The sequence below is a fragment of the Pseudoalteromonas sp. GB43 genome, from assembly GCF_054923805.1.
Genome location: NZ_JBPCHJ010000003.1, coordinates 42,154 through 58,744, shown reverse-complemented (window position 1 = coordinate 58,744; position 16,591 = coordinate 42,154). Strand labels below are relative to the sequence as shown.

The window sequence follows — 16,591 nt, the reverse complement described above, 5'->3', positions numbered from 1 at the left end:
AAGATAAACGAAACACGAAACAGAGCATTAAAAAATAACTCGCGCTTTAATTTTTGCTTTACCACGCAAAAATTAAAGCATACACTATAAAAAAACACATTCATTAAGGTTCACATGACTATCTCTAAAGTAGAAGCCACCGATATAGCGTTTGACGAGCTAAAAGACGGTTCAGAGTTATATATTCAGCGCCGTAATAGACGTCTTCTAAATAACCACCGAAAAGAGCTGAGAGTCTTTACTAAGGCTGAAGCAGTGGCATACCTAGATATTGATGCAAGAACCTTGGACAAGTACTGCAAAGCTCTAAAGATTAACCCAAGAAGGCACGAAGAAAGTCAGTGGTTATTAGATATTGAGGAAGTCTACAAAGTAAGAGATTCACTTCCTGAAGAACTTAAAAAACAATTACCATTTGTTCGCGGTGAAAGCCAAGAACTGCAGGTTATTGTTGTTCAGAATCAAAAAGGCGGTGTTGGCAAAACAGTAACTGCAGCAACTGCTGCATCTGGCTTAGCAACAGAGTTTCACCAAAACTATCGAGTTGGATTGATTGATATGGATGACCAAGGAACTCTGTCAATGTACTATGCCCCTGAATCAGCAGAGGAAGGATGTTTATCTGTTGGTGACTTAATCATGGGGAACTATGAGTTAGATGACAACGAGACCTTAAAAGAAGCTATAAGCGAAGCATTTTTACCAACTACAATCCCCAACTTACGCATTTTACCTGCTTCACAATCAGACCGAGCAATAGAAGGCTGGTTCCACGAAGCGGTATTCAATCAACAACTAAGTTCACCTTACTCAATACTGCACGACATTATAGAGCAAGTTAAAGATGAGTTTGATATCATAATAATCGATACGCCTCCATCACTAGGCTACGCGACATACAACGCATATTACGCTGGCACGAGTGTTATTTTCCCCTTGTCTGTTACTGAAAATGATATTGATGCTACATGTTCATATTTTAGTTATATCCCGCAAGTATGGACATTGCTAAAAAACGCGAAACACCCAGGTTATGACTTTATGAAAATATTACTCACTAATCATAAAGAAAGCTCAACAACAACTGATTTGCAAAATAACCTTTATGATAGCTTTTCAACTTACCTCTACTCAACTGAATTCAACAACAGTGAGGCAGTTAGACAAGCTTCATCATTACTCTCTACCGTATTTGATATGTCAAAGAGTGAATACCCAAAAACCAAAATGACTTTTCAAAACGCACAACAAAATGGGTATGAAGTGACAAGTCAATTGCACCGTGATATTCAAAAAGTATGGCGTGAACAAGAGAAGGAGCAATAAAATGGCTAAGAAAAGAGGTTCAGTCTCTCCGTTAGGCAATGCACCAGGCTCTCAAGAAGCCATTGCAGATAGTAACAAAAACCAAATAGAAAGCTTAGCAAAACGCTTGAAACTTGAAGCTGAAAAGAGCAAAACACCGCTTGAGGATGTGTTATCTCATCATCTTGGAGTAGTTAGCGTCGGGCAAAGTAAAATTTGGACATTAAAATCAGGCCAAAAAGCTACATTCACACCAGTTACATTGTCATATGAGCAGCTTAAATCAAATACGGTCGTCACTTTTGAAATCAACGACGAGAGCAGTCACTGCTCACAGAAGAATCACTTCAAGACTTATCAACATTAGATGATCAACAGTTCTACCCTGCAATTGGTAGGCGACTAGCTGATAATAAAATTGATGTACTAGATGGTTCTCGCCGCCGAGCCTATGTGTTAGATAAAGGCGGTACAATAAATACTTTCACAATGCTTGTTACTGATGATGAAATCACCTTAAGTGACGCAAAGGCACTCGCTACATCACTGCAATCAGTTAAAGAACACAGCCTTCGTGAGATAGGATTACGTCTAGAAAGAGACAAAGAAACGTACTTCAAAGAGTATGGCGAAAAGCTAACTCAGGCTGAATTAGCTAAACGTCATGGTCTGAGCCAATCAAAAGTAAGTAAGGCATTACAAGCGGCAACAGTCGATAATGATTTAATCTCTGTTTTCCCGGATATTTCACTGCTTAATCACAGTGACTATAAAATCCTTTTGTCTACACAAGCTCTACTGGGTGATCAGTTGTGTGACTTTACTGAAGATCTCAAAAGCAAAGCTAATGAACTGAAGATAGCTAAAGGTTTAATCAAAGAAGATTTAAAGGATATGCTAAGTAAACTAATAGCAAATGAATCAAGATCTTTTAAACCTTCAGTAGATAAAGCTGTAGTAACTACGCTTATAAAATTTGAAAATAAAGACCAATTTGCGCGTAAAAAGGTTAAAGGTAGAAATTTCTCATACGAATTTGGCAGAATTCCTAAGCAAATTCAGGAAAAATTAGATACCGCTATTAATGAAGTGCTAAGTGGTTTAGAAAGCTAATCATATGAATAAAATGGGTGAGTTTTTACGAGCCCATTTCTCATCTCATACACAACCGTCTGGTGAACTACCCAGCGACATCGGTTCACTCTGATCACTGGGCTTCTACAGTCTAGCTTAACAGCTAGGCTGCGTCTTTTTTTTCAGATCCAAAATCCAACTTCGATAATTCGAAGGCTTTCGTTTTAACAGATTGTTTCTGCTGAGATGCGGGTGTTACCCTTGCGACGATTCCAGCCGCAATTATATCTAATTCACCTGTACTAGCTATGCTTTTAGCAGCAGCTAGATCGCGGCTTTGATACGCTCCGCAAGCCGTACAAGTAAAACGCCTATCATTCAATGTTAAAACATGGCGTTGCCCGCACTCCGAACAAATTCCAGTGGACTTTTCAAAACGACCTATTTCATGATAGAGCTTGCCTTCTAGCTCAGCTTTGTACTTTGGAAAGCTGAGTTATCAGCCCCATTACGTTATCGGCAACCATACTACCATTGAACTTTTGCATCGCTTTTACGTTTAAATCTTCGAACACTAAAATATCATTTTCATTGGTTATCTGTCGTGAAGTTTTGTGCGCAAAGTCCAGCCTTTGCCTTGAGATTTTTCCGTGTAATTTATTGATGCGTTGTTTTGTTTTTTGCCAGCGATTTGAACCTTTGGTTCGACGTGCAAGCTGGCGTTGCAATTGATTTAACTTCTCTATTGCTTGCTTTAAAAACTTCGGATTGTCGGCCACGAAACCGTTCGAACCAACCACCGTTTGCTTTGAGTTGATGTCAAAGCCAGTGATCGTTTCAAAACTTGTTTAGCCGTTTTGCATTCCACTTCCTGAGTGATACTGCATTCCCATTTTCCGTGACGATATTGAACAGTGACGGTCTTAATTTTGCTCACTAGCTCACGATGCAGGACGATTGGCACTTTGCCGACCTTTGGGATGCTTATAGCGCCATTTTCGATTCGAATGCAATTGGAATTATTGACGGCTCGAAACGAGTCGTTGTGAAGTTTTTTCTTTTTGTATGAGACTTTATGCTTTGGAAAGCGCTGCAAACGAATCTTTGAAAAAGCATTCTTAACAGCAGCATGATAAATCTTTACAAAGTGCAGTCATGGTGTTCCAAGATATATCTGAATTGAATGATATCACTAAAAAAATGGGATTTTTGGCATCTCATGACTCGTTGACTAGACTACCTAATAGAAGGTACCTCCAAGAGTACCTTCATGCTCTTTGCACAGACTACTTGAAACTAAAGTCGCAGTTTGCAGTTTTATTTTTAGATTTAGACAGCTTCAAGATTATTAACGATACACTTGGCCATGCAAAGATGATGAACTGCTTCATATTATAGCAAAGAGACTTAGCAACCAATTACCATCAAGTGTATTTATAAGCCGTCTCGGTGGAGATGAGTTTGTTATTGTAGTCCCAAAAACGGATAACATCCAATATATGTGATTCGGTTTAATGGGCTCTATTGTCGCACCGAATTTTATGTAAACTATTTAAAGAGTATCCGGAAATTAAGTCAAACTTCATTTGTGATGATAAGCATCTTGACTTGATAGAACATGGAATTGATTTAGCAATTCGTGTTAGAAAATCAAGAGACTCAAACTATACACACAGCGCCTAGGCAGTTTTAAAGACATTCTTTACAAGGCAAAAGGAAGTAACGTCTCCCTACAAGACCATGTATATATATCAAACTCACGGGAAAAAAGAAGAATACCTTCTAACTCATAAACTCTCACCACATACTTTGAATATAAAATTTAAAGAATTTCACAGAACAATTCATTAACAGAAACGGTCAGATTTTGGAGTAGGAATTGTCCCAAAACTATTTGATATCAGCAAAGTTGATATAGAAGAGTTATGCCCAGAGTATTCATTGCTTGATGTCAATTTTTTTGCTTTGCACAACTGTGGTTCAAAAGCTTCAGCAACAATAAAATTAGCTAAAGAAGCGATCGTTAGTTTTTTAGACTCCAAAAGCTAACTTTGCCTTCCCTAGACACTATATAGCCATACTTGAATTATTCGCAAACTTTTTAATAATGTGTTTAGGTGCTGCAGGGATTGATGTGCTTAGCCTGATTGACTTATGGAGATTTCAATTTCATACAAGGAAACAGTCCACCCAGTAAAAGGCACTTAACTAACAAGGCTAGATACTATTAGCCCGATGAAGCATTTAACAATGAAAAAGTAATAATATAAGAAACCTAATATTATCTTTAATCTTATGTATGATTCATAAGGGGTTATGATAGTTTAAAAAACCAAACGATTTTGATGGTTCACAATCCTCTAAACAAAACAATAATCCCATCAGAAATAATTTCATGCCTAATTTAACATAACAGAATATTTTAGCTTTCGCAGTATATGACTTTTGGTCTCTTATACATTAAAGCCCTCTTCTGCAGCTCAGAAATACAAATTGTACGAGAGCCAATTCCAAGCAACTTAACCGACTTCCCCCAATTTGCTGTATGATACTTAACATCACTCTTGATAACCCCAAGCCAACTTGAAGCTCTACGGGTACTGACATCAAAGTGCTTAGCAAGTTTTTTTGCTGTGAAGTATCCACCATTTTCGAGCATAAATTCAGCTGCATCATTTACTGATAACATAAGGTCCTCCAAGTATTTCATTCGTCTGCAAGCATAGGTGGTCTAGTAACAGCAAAGCTTGGTTTCGTAGGCTTCTCAAGCGAGGTTTTCGACAATTGATACCACCTTTACGGTACGATTTGGGAAACCAGTATCAACCGTCTTATACTTATTGGATGTACGCATATTATATAGGAAAGCACTTTTATTTTCTGAAATTAAAAGTGCTTTCCCGAGGGATTGGGTCTTATAAAACTCCCCTTTCTCTAACATTAATTTAGTTACTGTTTTTGTCGATGCCATTTTCAAACCTTTTTAATTGTAGATTTTTAAACAATATCAAAAGATGAATTTTGCGCTCATTTTAAAAAATTAACTTAAAATGCCAGCCTTTGAGCAAAAGTCATTTTTGCTACAACCTTATGTGCACCGGCATCACAGACCTTGTTGATGGTTGAAATTACATCATCAACCAAAACGGTTGTACTCTTAATATTCTTTTGAGCTAATTGAAACGCGCTTAGGAACTTATCAAGTCGCGGGTTCCATTCATTTAACACCCATTTATCTACATTAGAACCTATAGCGCCATGAAGTGACTTCTCAACGCCTTATCAGATGATGCTTCTTATTTCATTAGCCGTTGCTAAATAGTATCGAGACTTACGCAGCTTCCATATGCAGAAATGACCGTCCAGCCGTTTTTAATTTCAAAATGCCTTTGTCACGGATATTAGGAGCGGTATTTAAGTCGCGATCTATATCCATAACTCCGCAGTTGGAACAACCCCACTTGCGAACTGATAATAGCATTTCTTCCATTTTATGACCGTAGCAAAGCAGGTTTTAGAGCTGGCGTAACACTGTTCTATTTTTATCACATGGTTGCCCTGCTCTTCCGCTTTGTAATCCAATTTATAAAAAAGCTGTTCCTGCTCGCATTAGCAATGTGCTTTGCCAGCTTGCGGTTCTTCAGCACATTGGCTGATTTCAGAGTCTGAACAATATTACTTGGTTTTCGTCAACAAGGGGTCGACTGAGTTTATGTTAAAATCAGCGCGAGCATTCGCTACTTTTTCGTAACTCTTGGTATATTCAAGCACCCTCTTACTGGCACAGTTAACAAATATTTGTATAGATATCGCTTCTGCTTTTGTATTAACTGTCGAAACGAACAATGGATATCCTGGCTCAATGGTTTTACTTCAATAGCTTGGCGATAAGCCTCCATAACAATTAATAATGTAACAGTTGATTTTTTTCCGATAGAGCATAAAGAAGTAATTTTTAGAGCTCTGATATCAGCTACTGATGAAGAAAAGGCTGAGCAACTATTTCTCTCTACTTACTTTGTTAACCGTTCCAACAACGCTATCGATGATGTGTATTTGATTAACTTTGAAACACTAACTTCACACTCCAACCTAAATTTTGTAACTATTGTCACATAGGATATAGAACAACCTTTGAATGAAGTGCTAACTAAATATTCTCCATGATTATTTTTTTAAAAAAGTCATATAGAACAATAACTAAAATATATCCACACTAAATTATTCAGGGTGAATTCGCCAAATTATTTACTTCAAAAAACATAAAGCCAGCCTTAGTGAACTACCCAGCGACATCGGTTCACTCTGATCACAGGGCTTCTACAGTCTAGCTTAACAGCTAGGCTGCTTCTTTTTTTTCAGCTCCAAAATCCAACTTCGATAATTCGAAGGCTTTCGTTTTAACAGACTGTTTCTGCTGAGATGCGGGTGTTACCCTTGCGACGATGCCAGCCGCAATTATATATAATTCACCTGTACTAGCTATGCTTTTAGCAGCAGCTAAATCTCGGCTTTGATACGCTCCGCAAGCCGTACAAGTAAAACGCCTATCATTCAATGTTAAAACATGGCGTTGCCCGCACTCCGAACAAATTCCAGTGGATTTTTCAAAACGACCTATTTCATGATAGAGCTTGCCTTCTAGCTCAGCTTTGTACTTTGAAAGCTGAGTGATCAAACCCATCACGTTATCTGCAACCATACTACCATTGAACTTTTGCATCGCTTTTACGTTTAAATCTTCGAACACTAAAATATCATTTTCATTGGTTATCTGTCGTGAAGTTTTGTGCGCAAAGTCCAGCCTTTGCCTTGAGATTTTTCCGTGTAATTTATTGATGCGTTGTTTTGTTTTTTGCCAGCGATTTGAACCTTTGGTTCGACGTGCAAACTGGCGTTGCAATTGATTTAACTTCTCTATTGCTTGCCTTAAAAACTTCGGATTGTCGGTCACGAAACCGTTCGAACCAACCACCGTTTGCTTTGAGTTGATGTCAAAGCCAGTGATTGTTTCCAAAACTTGTTTAGCCGTTTTACATTCCACTTCCTGAGTGATACTGCATTCCCATTTTCCGTGACGATATTGAACAGTGACGGTCTTAATTTTGCTCACTAGCTCATGATGCAGAACGATTGGCACTTTGCCGACTTTCGGAATACTGATAGCGCCATTTTCGATTCGAATGCAATTGGAATTATTGGCGGCTCGAAACGAGTCGTTGTGAAGTTTTTTCTTTTTGTATGAGACTTTATGCTTTGGAAAGCGCTGCAAACGAACCTTTGAAAAAGCATTCTTAACAGCAGTTTCTAAATCGCGAGCAACCTGCTGAGCCGCTGCTGAATCAAAAGATTTAATCCACGCAAACTCTTAGAAAGGCTTTAATTCCTTAAGAAGCGAGGCCATTTCTTTGTAAAACAAGAACGTCTTATCGTACTCATATCGACGCATATTTTCAGACAACAACAGATTCCAAATGCCACGCGCTGTCGCACCAAACTCAATAAGCTTAGCTTCTTGCTCTGGCGTAGGATTTAGCCTGTAGTTGTATCTGAGCGTCTTTTTCATGTACTGTATAGACTACTGTATAAGGTCGAGTTGTCAAGTTGGAATATGAAACTAAATCTCACTGCAAATATTTAATTGCACTTCATTTAATTCTGGTAGTTAAGTACAGAAAACCTTAAATATTCGCCAGGCAAAGAAATTAAAAAAAGCCAAATTCATCAGGTGGTTACACTATTCCACCTTAAATTATTCAGGGTGAATTCGCCAATTATGCAAGGTTAATTATTTCAAAAGTGCACATTATGGAATCAGGTTATAAAGCAATATTTGGATCAGCAAGAAGGTTTTAATTAGAGCCACAACTTCGTGGTGGAGCGCGTTTCACCAACACCTAGATTGACCTCGCTTAGGCTCTTTAGATTTAGATAGAGCACTAGGCGCTATCTGGTAGATTCCTAAAAGCTAAAAAGTAAAATTGCTCTCCATGGAAAAATAAAAGCAGGACATTCCAACAATTCACTACAATGATTCAAAAGTTCTTGAACTTAACAAGTAGCACTGAATCAAAACAAATAACAGGTGAAGCTCAGTACGAAGATGTCCTAAATTTATGTCGAGGCTATTTAACCTACATTTTCAATTGAGAACATAAGAGAACACAAGACCGTAGGAAGGCTATGTTTACACGAGCAACTTTTGCAAATGCACAGGGCTATGTAAGTCGCTCATTAATGAATGAAATGTTATTAGATAATTTGATAACATGGCAACGAATCAATCTAAACGGCATAGCTGGCTCTTCAATCCCCTGTCGCGACACTCCACCTTAATAAAACACTCGATGACTTCCTAAATAGTGAAAATGAAAAGCTCGGTATTATTGCCAACGCTCTATCAATTGAACGCGGTATAAAGCAACGAATACCTCATAGAAGCTGACCGTTAGTTTTGGAAAGTGGTTCTTTACAGTAGTCTCTTACAAATGAACAAATAAACTCCTGGTGTGATGCATTCGATGAGGAATATTACGAAGATGTTTCATTTCGACAACACCATGTCATTGTGAAGTCTTGATATGTGACAAACTTTATTCGTTAAGGTTGGTATATATCAACCTTAACCTTAGATCAGTATTTTACCAACCTAAGGCTTTATCATGCCTAAAACTAAGTATTTAGAGCTTTGAGTATCCTAAATTCACCTTAATTTGTTGATTAAACAAGCATATCAACCATCGAGTTAGTAAAACTCTGTTTTGTCCAAATCCATGAAAAAAAGCAAAAATCAGTAATTAATCTCCCCTTTTCATTCTATAGCCAAGATTACAATGACATGTATGTCAATTTAAAGAGTAAGTCACAATGTCACTAAAGAAAAAAATTACGGCTCTTGGTCTATTAGCAACTGTAAGTCTTTTAAGCGTATCTTCAATGGCTAAATCAATTAATCCGACAGAATTAAAACAAACACTTTCCCAAAAAGGTGATATCGAAGGTATTCAAGAACTCCCTGTTGAAAACTTAATGCTAGTTAAGACTAAATCAGGAGAAACATATTTTGTATCTAAGAATGGCCGCTTTGTCTTTCAAGGGCAGTTAATTGATACATGGTTTAGACGAACTATTGATGAGTTGAGCGAAGCAAGAAATGCTCACCGTGTTCCTCTTGAGAAAATGGGCGTAAAACTAGATGAGCTTGCAACACTATCATTTGGTAACCAAGACATACCTAAGCAAGCAACAATATTCGTTGACCCTAATTGCGGATACTGCCACGCCCTGTTCAATATAATTCAGCAATCTCCAGAAAAGTACAATGTCGACTTTGTACTAACAGCAATGCTAGGCAGCCAATCTTTACTTGAGTCCAAACGCCTAAATTGCGCTGTTGATAAATCTAAAGCTGTCATCGACCTTATGAACAAGACAAAACTAGCAACAGAAATGAGAGAAGACTGCGATGCAAAGGCTGTTCAAAAAGCACCTATCGTTATGGGATTGCTTGAGGCTAGAGGAACCCCATTCTTAGTTCGTGAAGATGGTTTAACCTTTAATGGGCTACCAAGCGATTTTGATGCATGGCTTGAGATGGAGTAACTAGCAATGAAAGAAATCTTTAAAATCAGCTCAATTCTAGCCATAGCCTCATTATTTTCTGGGTGTTCGGCATTTACGATTGGTGAAGAGGAATTTTCATGTGCAGGTAAACCGGAACTTGGTCTCTGTAAAGGGCCGATGGAGGTTTATGAGTTAACCAACAATCAAGACCAACTTGAGCACATGATGACTGCAGAATATGCAAAAAACGAAGGTGAAAAAAAGTCAAATTCAGAAGGAAACCAAAAAGTCATTTACGTTAATAGTGAAGGGGAAGACATCACATACGTATATGAACCAAGAAGTTTGCGAAGACAAAACGCACAGGATTATGACAAAGCCAACATTGTTGGTATCGCGAGCAATGACACAATGTCATATTCGAAACAATCACACGATGAGTTAGATGACTTAAGAACTTTCAATTACGTTCCAAATGATATCGCGCCAGAGCCTCTCGCTGTTCTAGAAGAAGCTAAAGCAATGCGTATTTATGTTGCTGCTTGGGAAGATAAGTCTGGAGATTTGAATATTCCAGGCTTCGTATATGTTGAATTACAACCAAGACGCTGGGTAACAGGCCATCAAGCTCAAATGCGCCCAAGTCGAGTATTACCATTTCAAACAATAAAGAAAAGCAAAGTAACAAGCCAAAGAAAAGAAACTATGGCCAAAGGTATCGATCCGTTGAGCATTTCTAGACCTCAGTCTGAGGCTAATAAGTAAAATAGGTGTATAGCATGCTGAATAAAATCCAAGAAGCTATCGAAAAGATATTGAATCCAGATATCGAAGAAACCCAGCAGAATTTTGCTGGCCCCCTTTGGCGAAGCACCATTGAAGATCAACAAAAGCTTCTCGGAGGTAATAAAGCCGCAGAATTAAACTGTGTAATGGAATATATTAAAGAATATCAAATGTTCTTAATGGAAGGCGGTTACATTGGATTTGTTATCGCCTGCCAACCAACTAACGGGGTAAACAACGAAATAAGAACAGCCTACGAAGGCTTTCTATCTGATGAGTTTCCTCACAACACATTAATTCAACTAAGCCTAGCTGCTTTACCACGAATAGATGGCTTTCTAAATGGTTACAGGCAACTACGAGGGAAGCGGATTGGTGGTGAAGACGGTGAGCTTGCTGATGCAATGAGCGAATCAGTAATTAATTATTACTCTAAAGCAAGAAAAGAGTCTCTTGATAAAAAATCAGGTATCCGGACAAGAGATTTTGAACATTGGATCACAGTAAAAATCCCAGTTAAAAACTTTATCCCTTCTGATAAAGAGCTCAAAGAGTTCCTAGAGATAAAAGATAGAACATATTCAATATTCGAAGGGTTAGGCTTAGCCCCATTGATTTTAAATGATGAAGAATGGCTTTCAAGAATGCAGACTTTCTTCAATCACTCACCTAATGCGCTTTGGCGAGATAAAGTAAAAATCAACAAGCTTGTCCCACTGGGTGCGCAAATATTAGAGCAGGGCGGAATAATTAACCGTGATGAATATGGTCTAGAATTTTCATCTTTAGATGAGAAATCAAATGGATTTGCTTCAGTCATGACCCTCAAGCAAACACCCGATTACTTAAACTACGGTGATATTATAAACCTGCTAGGTGATTGGCGTTTTGGCAAGCGAACGGTTGCTTGGAACCCATATTTAATGACGCTTAACGTACAGTTACCAAGTATTCATTCTGCAAATGAAGAATTTGATCGCCGTAACAAATGGCTAAAAAAACAAGCAAAAGGAAAAATGCTGGAGTGGGTTTCAACCTTAAAAGACCAAGCACAAGACTACTTTGCAATTGAAGATGAACTTAAAAACTCCAGATTATGTAAAATTAGCCTTAATTTAATAATCCTTGGTGGAAGTAAGAAAGAAACATTCACGGCGACTAGGAAATTGCAGGCATTCTTCAAGCGTAAAGAGTATAAATTCAACATAGAAACAATTTTGGCACCTAGCACCTTCTTAAACGCTTTACCTCTTGGCCTTGATGATGAATATATAAAATTATCAGACCGGTTTGATGAATGGACGGCAAAAGGGGCTGTATTTTTATTACCACATAGCGCGAGTTGGAAAGGAAACACTTCACGGCCAATTCTAGAGTTTGTCACGCGCTTTGGGCAAATATTCGGTTTAGACATATTTGAAACAGATGGTTCCTTTAATGCACTTATTTGCGCTCGCTCTGGAGCTGGTAAGTCATTTTTCAATAATAAGCTAATCACTTCATATCTAGGCTCTGGTGTTAAAAGCCGGCTTGATGTGGGCAGCGATACTGACGGCGCTCAAGTGTTTGTTATTGACAAAGGTCGCTCATATGAAAACTTAGCAAGCCAGTATAAGAATGCTCAATTCATTGACTTCAATGAGAACATGAAGTTTTCACTTGATCCATTTGCAAATATTGATGACTTTTATGGCAAAGAAGGTCAAGCAGCCATGGTTCATTCCTTGCTGAAAGCAATGGCGTCAGAATCAGGTGATTTAAGTGACTACCAATCTACAGAAATGCTTACAGTACTCACTGAGCTTTGGAACCTTAAAGGGAAAGATTCATCAATAACAGACTTTTCTGAGCTGTGTGAAAAGCACCAAGATGTTGAAATAAAGAGGATAGGACGCCAACTAAAACCATGGTGTGAAGGCGGTATTTTTGGAGACTTTTTTGGTAAGAAATACCCACCAATAAACTTCAAATCACGATTAATCGTTTGTGAGATGGATGAACTATCCTCGCAACCTCACTTATCACAATGTGTTCTGATGAGCCTTATCAACGCAGCTCAACATGCAATGTTTTTATCAGGTAACAAACAAAGAAAACTTTTCATTCTCGATGAAGCTTGGGAATACCTTAAAGACAAGCCGGGTAAAGTCAATTATCTAGCCGAGTTCCTTGAAACTGGTTGGCGTCGATTCAGGAAAACACGTGCAGCTGGCATTTGTATCACACAGAGCTTACTTGATGCTTACCAAAGCCAAGCAGGGATGGCCATTGTTAATAATAGTCCATGGAAGTTTATGTTGGCCCAGGAACCGGAAGCCGTTGATAAACTCAAAGAGTTAAAAGCGTATGATGGTACAGATCAAGACTATGATTTAATGAAAAGCGTTCATACTGATAAGGGCCATTACTCAGAAATCTTAGTGAGATACGGGCAATCGAGGGAAATAGTTAAGCTATTTGTAGATAAAGAAACCCAACTAGTTTACTCAACAGATCCAGATGACAGGGAGTTAGTAGACAAGTTTAAGTCTCAAGGTTATTCAATTAAAAAAGCTCTAGAGCTTGCAAATAAAGAGAAGGGTAGGGGGTAGTTACCTTTGTACATACACGTATATTGAAACGTATATTGAAATAGTCTTAGCTTGCTCTTTCTGGTTGGACTAATAGAACTTAATTAAATCTGACAGTCAATTGTGTACTAATTGCTGACCGTGGGACTAACAAGTTTCTGTCCTGAGGCGGGTTATGTAATTAACTCACCTTTGTCGGATAGACGACACCTGTTACCAAGTGTCGCCCTCCTAAGAACCGTACGTGCAACTTTCACTGCATACGGCTCAAGCCTTCACGAAGGCACCTAATTGGTACCCAGCAACTTATAAAGCAGCGAGATTAGGCTCATTCCAAGAGTTGCGGCATTGCCTCTTTGCTTTTCTCTTTGCCAAGTATTCTTGGTATAAAGGATCAAAAGGCGTAGCTTCACTCCTGATTTTCACATGTCTCTCTATTGGCACCTTAGCTATTTGAAATAGATTAAACTGACAATCCATATTCATGCTCTTCTGCCAACCGTGAAATTGCCATTAACATCGACGGTTGATAAAGTATTTCATGGCGATCCAAGTTTTTGATTTTGTTGGATGACGCCTTTTAGCCCAATGCCATAACGCTAGAAATAGTTTGTGGCTCACATATCCGAATACTTGTTTGGCAACGCAATGGCGATAGTAATTCGACCAACCCCTGAGTTTCGGATTTATCAACTTGATTAGATCGTTAACGGGGGTGGTTGCGTGCTTTTTAGTGAGTTCGCGCAAGTTACTCAGAAATATTAACGTGTTAGATTTACTCGGTTTAATGAGCAGCTTTCCTTTGTACTTCCTATGGTTAAAGCCTAGGAAGTCAAAACCACGGCTAATGTGAGTAATGTGCGTTTTCTCTTCGGAGAGCGTTAAGCCTCTGTGTGCTAAGAAGTCAGCAATCAACGGTTTGATATCGTTCTCCAGCACGTCCTTTGAAGTGCAAGTGACGACGAAATCATCAGCGTATCCTATAAAGTTGGCTCTCGCCCCATTTTTAAGTGCGGTGGACTTTATGCGTTGCTCAAGACCTGCAAGAGTCATCAGCATCAAGGTTGGAGATATGATCCCGCCTTGTGGTGTTCCCTCGTCAGTGCGATAGAACAGCCCTTTGTCCATAAAACCAGACTTTAACCATTGTTCCAACATTCGTTTATCTACAGCTATATTATTCATAAGCCATTGATGCCCAATTTTGTCGAAACAGGCTTTAATATCTCCCTCAAGAACCCATTGAGCGGATTGCTTTTTACTCAAACAGAGAAAACACTGAGCAATAGCATCAGCAGTACTTCTGTTGCGCCGAAAGCCGTAACTATTTGGGTCAGCAAGTGTTTCTGACACAGGCTCTAGTGCGAGAAGATGAAGCGCTTGCAGCGCTCTATCGACCATACACGGGATACCCAAAGGTCTGAGCTTGCCGTTTTTCTTAGGGATGTAGATACGCTTGAGCGGTTTGGCTTGATAAGCTTTTCTGCTCAATTGATTGACTGCTTTCATGCGGCGCGTATCCGTATTCCAGATGACGCCGTCTATTCCGGGCGTTTTACTGCCTTTGTTTTGTGATACTCGCTTAACAGCAAGAAGTTTTGCCGAATGCGAGTGAGTCAGTATCCACTGCAATGCTTTCGCTTTGCCGTGTTTACTTTCTCTTGTTGCTTTTGCAATACGCATCTGAAGCTTTAAAACGTGTGACTCAACAGTTTTCCAATTTATGGATTGCCATTGAGCACTGTCAGGAGAGGCACTAATCTCTTTTGAAATCATCATTTGCGTTTCTCCTTGAATAAAGTTCTTCAAATTCTCTTGCAAAGGAAGACCAGTCGGAAGTCAGCTCACTTTCGTGCCAGACAGACGTCTGTATCTGCATCATTACAATCCAGCCTTTGCTTTCTCCAACATCCTCTACCTGCATCACTATCAGCTATATAAGCTTTCCCAAAGGGAGTGATACAGGCTTACCGTGTTCCGTATGTTGCGCAATGTCAGGTTAGATGCCCGCTATAGTGCGGAGAGTTCAGTGATCACGAAAGAGCATGGGGCAATCTCTTTCCGACTCTCGCGCCTTTTGGCTACAGCGTATTAACCACTTCCGCTGTTTCATCATATAACGCACCTTACGCGGATTCACTTATGTTCATCATACTGACGATCCTAGCACTCACCCGATTTGTGGTTATCAGGAGGATCGTCCTCTCACGATTAAGATCCCGATTGGCGCATACCAACCTTCGTTACATTGTCAGAGCCGCTACTTTATTCAGGCTCCTAGGATCATCTGGTGATACAGATGGTTCACTCATTAAGCGGTGAACAGCGCTTCATACGACTTCACGTCGCACGCCCCAAAATGAGTTAAAGTGAATGCTCTAATGACGGCTTTGAGCGAATAGCGGTCATTAGAAAATTATTTTTCAACACTGATTTTGTGTCCAATTGCTATGTGTTTCTCCTATATTCAGGAAAACAACCCATTTGGTCGTTTTTACCTTTTTCATAATCTCTATAATGATTAAAAGTTTATCTGTAGCAACAAGTTAGTTAGTGTGGTAGAACTGGTACAATGATAAAAATGACCCGCGGCTCGGTAGAAAAACGACCCAATGAGTCGATATTAAATTGTTAGCTTCCAAGGAGTAAAATGCAACCAATTTGGATTGACAAGATAGAAGTTGCTAGACGACAGATTACTGAAGCAGTGACTCTGTTTTTTGAGTTACGTGATTTTGTAGTGATTCATACTGTTATTGCATCTGCTCATCAGGTGTTAATTGATGTGGGCAAAGAGCAAGGAATAGTAAGTGTAGTCAAGAACCCAAAAGGCATGACGAGAGAGGAATTCAGGAAGCATGTAAGAACTGTCAATGAACCTTATAATTTTTTCAAACATGCAGATAAAGATCCTGAAGGAAAGATAAATATCGCTCCAATTGAGAGATTTACATCTGATTTCATGCTTGATGCAATACTAATGCTTCAAAATATTTCGGGTGAAATTCCTCTCGAAGCAAAGATCTTCTGGAGTTGGTTTGTCAGTACATACCCAGATGAGCTCAGCGATTGTCCTGAAGATGGAGCCCTTAAGCACCTGATGTCTTTAGGGCTAAATGAGTGGGATTTTCCTACAATCAGGCAGTTTCTAACATTTGGTGAAATCATGCAGGAGGCTAACAAGTAAATCCAGGTGACGCCTAGGGCGCACCTGATTTAGGCGTTAGCAATTTAATTTAGCATTTAGAAAATCTTTTAACCCCTTTTGGTGTGTTCGAACGTTATTAAAAAAC

At 39.0% G+C, this 16,591-nt stretch carries 14 protein-coding genes and 3 pseudogenes; 10 read left to right on the top strand and 7 right to left on the bottom strand.

The genetic code is table 11. From position 1 onward, the window contains the following. Positions 1 to 114 precede the first annotated feature (114 nt). From ACRWSG_RS22360 to ACRWSG_RS22350, 3 genes are all read left to right on the top strand, one after another. Positions 115 to 1,326, top strand: coding sequence for a ParA family protein (locus tag ACRWSG_RS22360; RefSeq protein WP_462167580.1), 1,212 nt, complete (start codon positions 115 to 117; stop codon positions 1,324 to 1,326). A 1-nt stretch (position 1,327) separates the two neighbouring features. Further along, on the top strand, positions 1,328 to 1,672 hold the full coding sequence (locus tag ACRWSG_RS22355) for a hypothetical protein (protein ID WP_462167579.1): 345 nt from the start codon (positions 1,328 to 1,330) through the stop codon (positions 1,670 to 1,672). Positions 1,673 to 1,758: 86 nt separating this feature from the next. Then, positions 1,759 to 2,418, top strand: coding sequence for a ParB family protein (locus tag ACRWSG_RS22350; protein ID WP_462167578.1), 660 nt, complete (start codon positions 1,759 to 1,761; stop codon positions 2,416 to 2,418). A gap of 124 nt (positions 2,419 to 2,542) precedes the next feature. Here the strand turns inward: ACRWSG_RS22350 and ACRWSG_RS22345 are convergent, their stop codons facing one another. Both ACRWSG_RS22345 and ACRWSG_RS22340 read right to left on the bottom strand, forming a co-directional pair. Beyond that, positions 2,543 to 2,824, bottom strand: coding sequence for a zinc ribbon domain-containing protein (locus ACRWSG_RS22345; protein ID WP_462167709.1), 282 nt, complete (start codon positions 2,822 to 2,824; stop codon positions 2,543 to 2,545). Positions 2,825 to 2,849: 25 nt separating this feature from the next. Further along, on the bottom strand, positions 2,850 to 3,158 hold the full coding sequence (locus tag ACRWSG_RS22340) for a transposase (protein ID WP_462167577.1): 309 nt from the start codon (positions 3,156 to 3,158) through the stop codon (positions 2,850 to 2,852). 376 nt (positions 3,159 to 3,534) lie between these two features. Here ACRWSG_RS22340 and ACRWSG_RS22335 point away from each other — a divergent pair, with 376 nt between their 5' ends. Together ACRWSG_RS22335 and ACRWSG_RS22330 are read left to right on the top strand one after the other, a co-directional pair. Continuing rightward, positions 3,535 to 3,777: a diguanylate cyclase domain-containing protein gene (locus tag ACRWSG_RS22335; RefSeq protein ID WP_055022495.1), complete on the top strand. Its 243-nt coding sequence runs from the start codon at positions 3,535 to 3,537 to the stop codon at positions 3,775 to 3,777. Next, the gene (locus tag ACRWSG_RS22330; RefSeq protein WP_082423040.1) at positions 3,762 to 3,884 is read left to right on the top strand and encodes a diguanylate cyclase domain-containing protein; all 123 of its coding nucleotides are present in this window, start codon (positions 3,762 to 3,764) and stop codon (positions 3,882 to 3,884) included. The genes ACRWSG_RS22335 and ACRWSG_RS22330 overlap by 16 nt, the downstream gene beginning before the upstream one ends. 917 nt (positions 3,885 to 4,801) lie before the next feature. On the opposite strand, the gene ACRWSG_RS22325 is transcribed toward ACRWSG_RS22330, so the two are convergent. From ACRWSG_RS22325 to ACRWSG_RS22310, 4 genes and pseudogenes are all read right to left on the bottom strand, one after another. Beyond that, complete coding sequence (locus tag ACRWSG_RS22325) at positions 4,802 to 5,068, bottom strand: hypothetical protein (protein ID WP_055022496.1); 267 nt, start codon at positions 5,066 to 5,068, stop codon at positions 4,802 to 4,804. Positions 5,069 to 5,805: 737 nt separating this feature from the next. Then, positions 5,806 to 5,964, bottom strand: a pseudogene (locus ACRWSG_RS22320) (zinc ribbon domain-containing protein); the annotation flags it as partial. A 754-nt stretch (positions 5,965 to 6,718) separates the two neighbouring features. Beyond that, on the bottom strand, positions 6,719 to 7,735 hold the full coding sequence (locus tag ACRWSG_RS22315) for an RNA-guided endonuclease InsQ/TnpB family protein (RefSeq protein WP_462167708.1): 1,017 nt from the start codon (positions 7,733 to 7,735) through the stop codon (positions 6,719 to 6,721). A gap of 12 nt (positions 7,736 to 7,747) precedes the next feature. Further along, positions 7,748 to 7,945, bottom strand: a complete 198-nt coding sequence (locus tag ACRWSG_RS22310; protein WP_229677686.1) for a helix-turn-helix domain-containing protein — start codon at positions 7,943 to 7,945, stop codon at positions 7,748 to 7,750. A gap of 38 nt (positions 7,946 to 7,983) precedes the next feature. On the opposite strand from ACRWSG_RS22310, the pseudogene ACRWSG_RS22305 reads away from it, so the two are divergent. The 4 genes and pseudogenes from ACRWSG_RS22305 to ACRWSG_RS22290 form a co-directional block, all read left to right on the top strand. Continuing rightward, a pseudogene (locus ACRWSG_RS22305) lies at positions 7,984 to 8,058 on the top strand (IS200/IS605 family transposase); the annotation flags it as partial. Between the two features lie 1,188 nt (positions 8,059 to 9,246). Further along, a complete protein-coding gene (locus ACRWSG_RS22300) occupies positions 9,247 to 9,981 on the top strand; it encodes a disulfide isomerase DsbC N-terminal domain-containing protein (protein ID WP_462167576.1) in 735 nt (244 codons plus the stop codon). Positions 9,982 to 9,987: 6 nt separating this feature from the next. Further along, complete coding sequence (locus tag ACRWSG_RS22295; RefSeq protein WP_199528355.1) at positions 9,988 to 10,707, top strand: TraV family lipoprotein; 720 nt, start codon at positions 9,988 to 9,990, stop codon at positions 10,705 to 10,707. A gap of 14 nt (positions 10,708 to 10,721) precedes the next feature. Further along, positions 10,722 to 13,319, top strand: coding sequence for a TraC family protein (locus ACRWSG_RS22290; RefSeq protein ID WP_462167575.1), 2,598 nt, complete (start codon positions 10,722 to 10,724; stop codon positions 13,317 to 13,319). 285 nt (positions 13,320 to 13,604) lie between these two features. On the opposite strand, the pseudogene ltrA reads toward ACRWSG_RS22290, so the two are convergent. Beyond that, positions 13,605 to 15,077: pseudogene (gene ltrA, locus ACRWSG_RS22285) on the bottom strand (group II intron reverse transcriptase/maturase). Positions 15,078 to 15,948: 871 nt separating this feature from the next. Here ltrA and ACRWSG_RS22280 point away from each other — a divergent pair. Next, positions 15,949 to 16,485, top strand: a complete 537-nt coding sequence (locus ACRWSG_RS22280; RefSeq protein ID WP_055022424.1) for a hypothetical protein — start codon at positions 15,949 to 15,951, stop codon at positions 16,483 to 16,485. Positions 16,486 to 16,591: the final 106 nt, after the last annotated feature.